This is a genomic window from Mesorhizobium sp. M7A.F.Ca.AU.002.02.1.1 (assembly GCF_003998535.1).
Taxonomy (GTDB): domain Bacteria; phylum Pseudomonadota; class Alphaproteobacteria; order Rhizobiales; family Rhizobiaceae; genus Mesorhizobium; species Mesorhizobium ciceri.
Window position 1 is genome coordinate 1 of record NZ_RZPB01000268.1, and the last position, 7406, is coordinate 7406.

At 64.2% G+C, this 7406-nt stretch carries 9 protein-coding genes; 5 read left to right on the top strand and 4 right to left on the bottom strand.

The window, feature by feature from the left end:
* The 4 genes from EN879_RS17485 to EN879_RS17500 form a co-directional block, all read left to right on the top strand.
* Nucleotides 1-869, top strand: an 869-nt coding sequence (locus EN879_RS17485; RefSeq protein ID WP_164774447.1) for an LLM class flavin-dependent oxidoreductase, incomplete at its 5' end; no start/stop codon positions are given.
* Nucleotides 870-910: 41 nt separating this feature from the next.
* Nucleotides 911-1558, top strand: coding sequence for a ThuA domain-containing protein (locus EN879_RS17490; protein WP_063168682.1), 648 nt, complete (start codon nucleotides 911-913; stop codon nucleotides 1556-1558).
* 59 nt (nucleotides 1559-1617) lie between these two features.
* Nucleotides 1618-1962, top strand: a complete 345-nt coding sequence (locus tag EN879_RS17495; protein WP_013530500.1) for a hypothetical protein — start codon at nucleotides 1618-1620, stop codon at nucleotides 1960-1962.
* A 94-nt stretch (nucleotides 1963-2056) separates the two neighbouring features.
* Complete coding sequence (locus EN879_RS17500) at nucleotides 2057-2470, top strand: hypothetical protein (RefSeq protein WP_063168681.1); 414 nt, start codon at nucleotides 2057-2059, stop codon at nucleotides 2468-2470.
* A 10-nt stretch (nucleotides 2471-2480) separates the two neighbouring features.
* Here EN879_RS17500 and EN879_RS17505 read toward each other — a convergent pair whose 3' ends face one another.
* On the bottom strand, nucleotides 2481-4505 hold the full coding sequence (locus tag EN879_RS17505; protein ID WP_063168680.1) for an amidase: 2025 nt from the start codon (nucleotides 4503-4505) through the stop codon (nucleotides 2481-2483).
* A gap of 143 nt (nucleotides 4506-4648) precedes the next feature.
* Here EN879_RS17505 and EN879_RS17510 point away from each other — a divergent pair, with 143 nt between their 5' ends.
* The gene (locus EN879_RS17510; protein ID WP_024503933.1) at nucleotides 4649-4924 is read left to right on the top strand and encodes a hypothetical protein; all 276 of its coding nucleotides are present in this window, start codon (nucleotides 4649-4651) and stop codon (nucleotides 4922-4924) included.
* 64 nt (nucleotides 4925-4988) lie between these two features.
* Here the strand turns inward: EN879_RS17510 and EN879_RS17515 are convergent, their stop codons facing one another.
* The 3 genes from EN879_RS17515 to EN879_RS17525 form a co-directional block, all read right to left on the bottom strand.
* The gene (locus tag EN879_RS17515) at nucleotides 4989-6074 is read right to left on the bottom strand and encodes a Gfo/Idh/MocA family oxidoreductase (protein WP_063170299.1); all 1086 of its coding nucleotides are present in this window, start codon (nucleotides 6072-6074) and stop codon (nucleotides 4989-4991) included.
* 39 nt (nucleotides 6075-6113) lie between these two features.
* On the bottom strand, nucleotides 6114-6878 hold the full coding sequence (locus EN879_RS17520; RefSeq protein WP_063168679.1) for an ATP-binding cassette domain-containing protein: 765 nt from the start codon (nucleotides 6876-6878) through the stop codon (nucleotides 6114-6116).
* A partial coding sequence (locus EN879_RS17525) for an ABC transporter permease (RefSeq protein ID WP_164774448.1) occupies nucleotides 6875-7406 on the bottom strand: 532 nt, incomplete at its 5' end. The genes EN879_RS17525 and EN879_RS17520, both read right to left, overlap by 4 nt.

Genomic DNA, 7406 nt, shown 5'->3' on the forward strand with positions numbered 1-7406 from the left:
TCGCCCGCCAGCTCGCGTCGCCGTTCCCGCTGCTGGCGGCGGTCGGCGCCAGGACCAGCCGCATCGAGATCGGCACCGCGGTCATCGACATGCGCTACGAGAACCCGCTCTACATGGCCGAGGATGCCGGTGCCGCCGACATCATCGCCGGCGGGCGCCTGCAGCTCGGCATCAGCCGTGGCTCGCCCGAGCAGGTGATCGATGGCTGGCGCCATTTTGGCTACGCGCCGCCGGAAGGGCAGAGCGACGCCGACATGGCAAGGCACCACGCCGAGGTCTTCCTCGAGACGCTGCGCGGCGAGGGGTTCGCCCAGCCCAATCCACGGCCAATGTTCCCCAACCCGCCCGGCCTCTTGCGCCTCGAGCCGCATTCGGAGGGTTTGCGCGAGCGGATCTGGTGGGGTGCGGCTACCAACGCCACGTCGGAATGGGCAGCCAAGCTCGGCATGAACCTGCAGAGCTCGACGCTCAAATTCGACGAGAGTGGCAAGCCGTTCCACATCCAGCAGGCCGAGCAGATCCGCATCTATCGCGAGGCCTGGAAGGCAGCCGGCCACAAGCGCGAGCCGCGCGTCTCGGTCAGCCGCAGCATCTTCGCGCTGGTCGACGATCGCGACCGCGCCTATTTCGGCCGCGGCAATGAGAGCCGCGACCAGATCGGCTTCATCGAGGAGAACACCAAGGCGATTTTCGGGCGCAGCTACGCGGCCGAGCCGGATGTGCTGATCAAGGAATTGGCGCAGGACGAGGCGATCGCCGAGGCGGATACGCTGTTGCTCACCGTTCCAAACCAGCTCGGCGTCGACTACAACGCGCATGTCATCGAGGCGATCCTGACCCATGTCGCTCCAGCGCTGGGCTGGCGCTGACGCCGGATCGATCAGGGCCGAGTTTTCCAGGGAGGTACACAATGCCAAAGAAGGCCTTGATCGCCTGGGGCGGCTGGGAGGGCCATACGCCGGAGCAGAGCGCGAAGCTCGTTCGCACCTTGCTTGAGCGAAACGGCTTCGACGTCACGCTGGGTGAGGGCACGGCGATGTTCGCCGGTCCGGAGCTTGCTTCCTTCGATCTCATCGTGCCTGTCATCACGATGTCGACGATCGAAAAGGCCGAGTTGCAGAACCTGACGCTTGCGGTTCGCGGGGGAAGCGGGCTCGGCGGTTTCCACGGCACGATGGGCGACAGTTTCCGCAATGAGCCTGACTATCAGTTCATGACCGGCGGCCAATGGGTGGCGCATCCCGGCAACATCATCGACTACACTGTCGCGATCACCCGGCCGGACGATCCGATCACAAAAGGCATCAGCGATTTCGCCTACCGGTCGGAGCAATATTACATGCATGTCGACCCAAGCAATGAGGTGCTGGCGACCACCACCTTCACCGACGCGCATTTTCCGGGGATAGGCGGCGTCGTCATGCCGGTCGTCTGGAAACGGCGCTATGGGGCGGGGAAGGTTTTCTACAGTTCCCTTGGTCACACGGCGGATGAGTTCGCGGTGCCGGAAATGGCGCTGATAGTGGAGCGGGGTTTGCTTTGGGCGGCGCGGGGGTAGAAGCAGGCGAAGTTCGTGAAAATCTGATGGAATTCACAGGAAATCTACGGAGATATCCAATGAACGATTCCAGTTGGTCCGCTTCCGAAAAGAAGCTCGCCCGCCACGCCTTCGATAAGGCTCTTGAGGCGGCCCTCGCAAAGACGATGGCCGAATTCAAGAGCAAGGCCAGTGCGGTGACGGTTCCCTCCCAGATGTGGGAGCTGGAAGCCTATTTGCGTGAACAGCGGCGGGATATCGATCGGACGTTCGACTACCGCTATTCGCAGCTCCTTTATGTCTTCACTCATCTCATCCGAGCAGGCTGCCTCGATGAAAAGCTGCTTGCCGGTCTGTCGCAAGACAAGCGGGATGTCATTCGGCGGGACCTTGCCTTTGCGGCGGGACGCCCGGCCAGCGGATGACGACGGCAGGGAGTGCGGCCGCGTCCCAATCCCTGCCATGCTGGAAAGCGGCCGTTGTCGTACTACCATCCCGTCACATGGCGAGGGGGATGAGATGGACCATCAGCGTACTGTTTTTCTGATCGGAGCAGGTTCCGTTGGTGACGACGAGCAAGCCGTGTTCACGCTGCACGTGAACGGCGCTGCCTGCAATCTGAAATGCAGTTATCGGGACAAGGTGATCGAGGCAGAAGAGGAAGACTTTTTCGAGGCTCTGTTCCAAATCCGTCAGGCACTCGAAGTCGATGGCCTGCTACCCTTCTGTTACGGAGCAAGCGCCAATGTTTATCCGGAAAATACCGTGATGGAGAAAAGTCGCGGATTGATAGCCTGCAAGGTGAAGACGGGGCAATTTCCGCAAGAGAGCGATCTGGTCGACATATTTGATGATGGCGTCGACGTGGTTCCGGTTTTCGTCCATATGCAGCAGGAATTTTGGGAAGAATGGCTGACTTCGCTGCCTTCCTAGCTGCTGGCGTTCATCCAATCCCGCCCGTAAACAGATAGGCGCCGGCGCTGCGCCCATCCTCCAGCCGCACAATAGCCGTCACGATCGAGCCATACGAGCCACGCCAGACGCTGTGGAACCGCTGGTGCTCTGCGGCCGGAACCAATGCCTGTCCACAGCAGCGCGCTCCGCTTCGCTGGATGGCGACAGGCTCGCCGTTGACATGCACCTTGACGCTGGCGTGTTCCGCCTCGGCGTCGATCGGCAGGTCGAGGGTGATGGTGATCTCGTCCTGATCGCCGGTCGTGCGCGTCTCGGCGGCAAGCGCAATGACGAGCGGAGGTGCCTTGCCGCTACCGGTTTGCGTGGGCCGGCGGGAAAATACATCTTCAGTCAGTTCCGGCGTGCGTGGGGGCAGGGTGCGGCGCCGGGTCGACTGTTCGTAGTCGCCGGCCATGCGCAGCAGCCTTTCGTCGTCATAGGCCTTGCCGGCGAAGGTCAGGCCGACCGGCATGCCGATATCGGCCATGGTTCCCATCGGCACGGTGACGGTCGGGATGCCAAAATGGCGCCAGACCAGATTGCCGTTGGCGACCCAGGTGCCATTGCGCCAGGCAAGGACGGCGGACGCCTCGTCGATGTCTGCATCGGCCGGTCCGACATCGGCGGCGGCGGGCAGCACCACGGCGTCGATGTCTTGGCCGTCCAGCCAGACCTCGAAATCGATCCGCCTTGTTGCTTCGAGGCCCTTCAGTCCGTCTTCCAGCGTTGGAATGTCTGCGAACGGCGTGACGCCGGACCGCGCCCGTTCCACATATTCTCTCAGATCGAAGCCGCCCTCATAGCGGTCGGGCAGCGTGCCGGGCGGCTGCGGGAAGATCTTTGGGCCGTCGACGGAGACGAGATCGGGCACGGCCGGGTCGGCATTGGCGCGCAAAAAGTCGTCCCAGCCCCAGATGCTGAGATCCCAGAGTTCGCGCTCGGCGAAGTCCTGCGGCACCAGCCCGCGCTCGACCATGGTGCGCGCCCCGGGGCGGTCGCGCTCGTAGTTGGAGACGACGGGGAAATCGACCTCGATCACCTCGGCGCCAAGCCGCTTGAGATCGGCCGCTGCCTGCTCCCACAGGGCAAGCACCGAGGCGCGGGTTTCGATCGGCGCATCGGCCTCGCTGTCGCGGCCGATATACATTCTGGGCACGCCCAGGCGCTTGCCTTTCAACGACCCCGCCAGTGCGAGATCGGTATAACGGGGCGGCCGCACATCGGAGCTTTTCGGCAGCTTGACCCAAGGCTGCGCGCGCCAGAAATCGCCTCGCGCCTCGGGATCGTCGGCGACGATCACATCGAGCAGTTCGAGCATGTCGGCCACGCTGCGCGTATGCGGCACGACGACATCCATGGTCGGCACCAGGGGCCAGTTGCCGCGCACAGAAATGACGCCGCGCGACGGCGTGTAGGCGACCAGCGCATTGTTGGTGGCCGGCGCGCGGCCGGACGACCAGGTTTCCTCGCCAAGCCCGAAGGCGCAGAAGCTGGCCGCTGTCGCCGTGCCGGAGCCATTGGACGAACCCGATGCGAAGGCGGCGGTGAGATAATCGCCATTGTACGGACTTTCGGCGCGGCCATAGACGCCGCGCTGCATGCCGCCATTGGCCATTGGCGGCATGTTGGTCAGCCCGATCAGCACCGCACCGCCGGCGCGCAGCCGGGCTATGGTGAAGGCATCCTCATTGGCAATGAGATGCTCGAAGGCCGGCGAGCCGGCGGCCACCGTCAGGCCTGCAACCTTGTAGCTGTCCTTGGCGGTGTAGGGGATGCCGTCGAGCGGTCCGAGCACGGCGCCGTTGCGGCGCCGCTGGTCGGAGGCCGCCGCCTGCTCAAACATGTCAGGGTTGAGCACTGGGACGGCATTGAGGCTGATGCCGTGCCGGTCGAAATGCGCGATGCGCCTGAGATACGCCCCGACCAGTTCGACGCTGGTGACGGTGCCGTGATCGAGCGCGCGGCGCAGTTGGTCGATCGTCGCTTCGACGAGGTGAAGGCTGGCGTCGGTCATCACGGATCCCACATTTCCACGCACCATGGATGAGCGAGGCCGCAGGCTTCGGCAAGAGCCTATCGCGGTCTTCTCGGAACTTTTGTCCGGCTGGCGGTTTTGGATGTATGGTGCGATTCCGGAATGGCCAGAAGGGTGTGCCGATGACCACGAAATGCGTTGCGATCCTAGCTCTCGCGGTTGCTACGGGCGCGAGTCTTTGCGCCCCGGCCTTGGCTGGCGACCGGCATTACGACCGCCGGGTCCACTCCGAACGCTACGTTCCCGCCGAAGGCGATCTCATCGATATCCTGTTCGGCGGCCCGCACTACTACGATCAGCAGTTGGTGACGACGGCGGCTGGCGCGTGCTCCTACCATCGCGTTGGACCCGACGCGAATGCATTGAACAAGATCAACGATCATCACTGCGGGAAATAAGGCAGTAGGGCAGTAGGGCAGTAGGGCAGTAGGGCAGTAGGGCAGTAGGGCAGTAGGGAGCGCCTCAACGCTGGCCGCTCTCCTTCATACGCTCGATGATTTCGGCCATCAGCGCCAGGTCGCGGCGGGAATCGGCGAGGTCGGTCAGCGGCTTTGTTCCTTCGGCGATGTGGCGGTGGAAAATCTCGAGTTCATTCGAGAAAGCATCGCCGTAGAGAGGGCCGAAGGCTTTCGTCACCGGGCCGAGCGGGCCGGCATCGGTGACCTCCAGCCGCGTCGGCAGGCTGCGGATGTAGGGCGTGTCGTAGATGATGCGCACGCGCCTGGTGTTGGAGCGCACCTCGATCATTGCGTCGAACAGGCCGAGATCGTCGACCACCGCGTCGTAGAGACAAGCGAAATGGCCATAGTCGAAGGTGACCGATGTGTTGGCGCCGCCATTGGTGCGGTGCGCGGCCAGCACGCGCGCCGGCTCGCCGATCAGCCCGCGCATCGCTGAAATGTGGTGCGAGGAAAGCGCCGTCAGCCCGCGATAGGCGCGCACCAGGTCGGCCGGCGCGTCGGCACCGACGACTTCGCGGATCAGCGCGTCGCGCTCCTTGGCGCCACGCGCCAGCAGGGCCGGGTCTATGTCGTTGGGATAGAGGACGTTCTGGCTCTTCTTGAGGAAATGCCGGCCCTCCGAGATCAGGTCGAAGATGCGGACATGGGTGATGTCGGCGAAGGCCGGCAGCTCGTCCCTGGCGGCCAGATAGGCCGGCGCGTAGCGGCGCATATAGCCGACGAACAGGGTCTTGTCGTAACTCGGCATCAGCGCCAGCAGATCGTCGATCTCGCGCACCGTCAGACAGGCAGGCTTTTCCAGCAGGATATGTTTGTTGGCAGCAATCGCCGCGTGCACGAAGCGGCTGTGGGTGTCGTCGGATGACAGCACGAACACCGCGTCGATGTCGGGTGACGCTATTAGCGCCTCGGCCGTCTCGAAGGTTCTTGCCGTCAGGTGTTGCGAGGTGCACAGCGCCACCAGGCTGGGCGACACGTCGTACACGCCCGCGATCACCCAGCGCTCGCGCTGATCGCTCAGCACCGGCAGATGGATCGACTGGGCGACCTCTCCAAGACCTATAAGTCCGACACGAATTGGTGCCACCGGCAAACTCCCTTTGATTTCAGGTCTGATGCTGCAGGACTATGCCGCGCCGGTGACCAGCGCGACGAGCTCGTTGCCTGATGTCTCCGAGGCGCGCACGGTCGCCGCCATCTTTCCCGCCCGCATCACCCAGATCTGGTCGGACAGGCGGCGGACCTGATCGAAATTGTGGCTGACCAGGATGACTGAGACCGACTGCTCGCGCAGGCGTCGGATCAGCGCCTCGACATTGGCCGTCTCCTGCACGCCGAGCGCCGCCGTCGGTTCGTCCATCACCACCAGCTTGGCGCCGGAGCCGACAGCGCGGCAGATCGAGATCGCCTGCCGCTGGCCGCCCGACAGGCGCCGCACACGCTGGTTGATCGACGGCACGTTGATCGACAGGCGCGACAGCATGGAACGGGCCTCGCGTTTCATCGCCTTGCGGTCGAGGAAAGCGAAGGGACCGATGCGGCGCACGATCTCGCGGTTGAGGAACAGGTTCTGCGCGACCGTCAGTTCGTCGATCAGCGCCAGGTTCTGGTGCACGGTCTCGATGCCGGCCTTGCGCGCCTCGTCGGGATTGGCGAAGGGCCGCGCCCGGCCGTCGAAGAACAGATCGCCGGCGTCGGGCTGATGCACGCCGACCAGGCTGCGGACCAGCGTCGACTTGCCGGCGCCATTGTCGCCGATCACGGCGGTGACCTCGCCGCGGCGGGCCTGGAAGGCGACGTCGGTGAAGGCGCGGATGCCGCCGAAATGCTTGCTCAGCCCTTCGCAGGCGATGATCGCCTCAGCGGCGGGGATGTGATGGGGAGCGCTCATTTCTGATACCGCATGATCAGCGCCGCCAGCACCACGATGGCTCCCACGGCAAGCGGTTGGTAGAAAGCCGACACATTGAGCAAGGTCAGGCCATTGACGAGTGCCGTGAGCATCAGCGCGCCGATGGCGGGCCCAAGAATGCTGGCGCGGCCGCCGAACAGGCTGACGCCGCCCAGCACCACCGCCGCCACCGAATTCAAGAGCAGGCTGGTGTTGATCTGCGGTTCGGCCGAGCCGATGCGGGCGACCAGGAGAATGGCCGCGACACCGGCGCAGAGACCGGAAATCGTATAGGCGGCGATCTTGACCCGGTTGGTGCGGATGCCGAGCGCGCCGGCACTTTCGGCCTGGCCCCCGGTGGCAAGCAGATGCACGCCGAAACGCGTGTGGTAGAGCGCGATATGGGCGACGATGACGGCTGCGATCGCCACCCATACGGGATAGCTGAACGGTCCGAACGAGCCGGAAGCGAGCCTGAGCAGGAAGGTCGAGCCGACCATGGTCGGCTCACCGCCCGACAGGATGAGG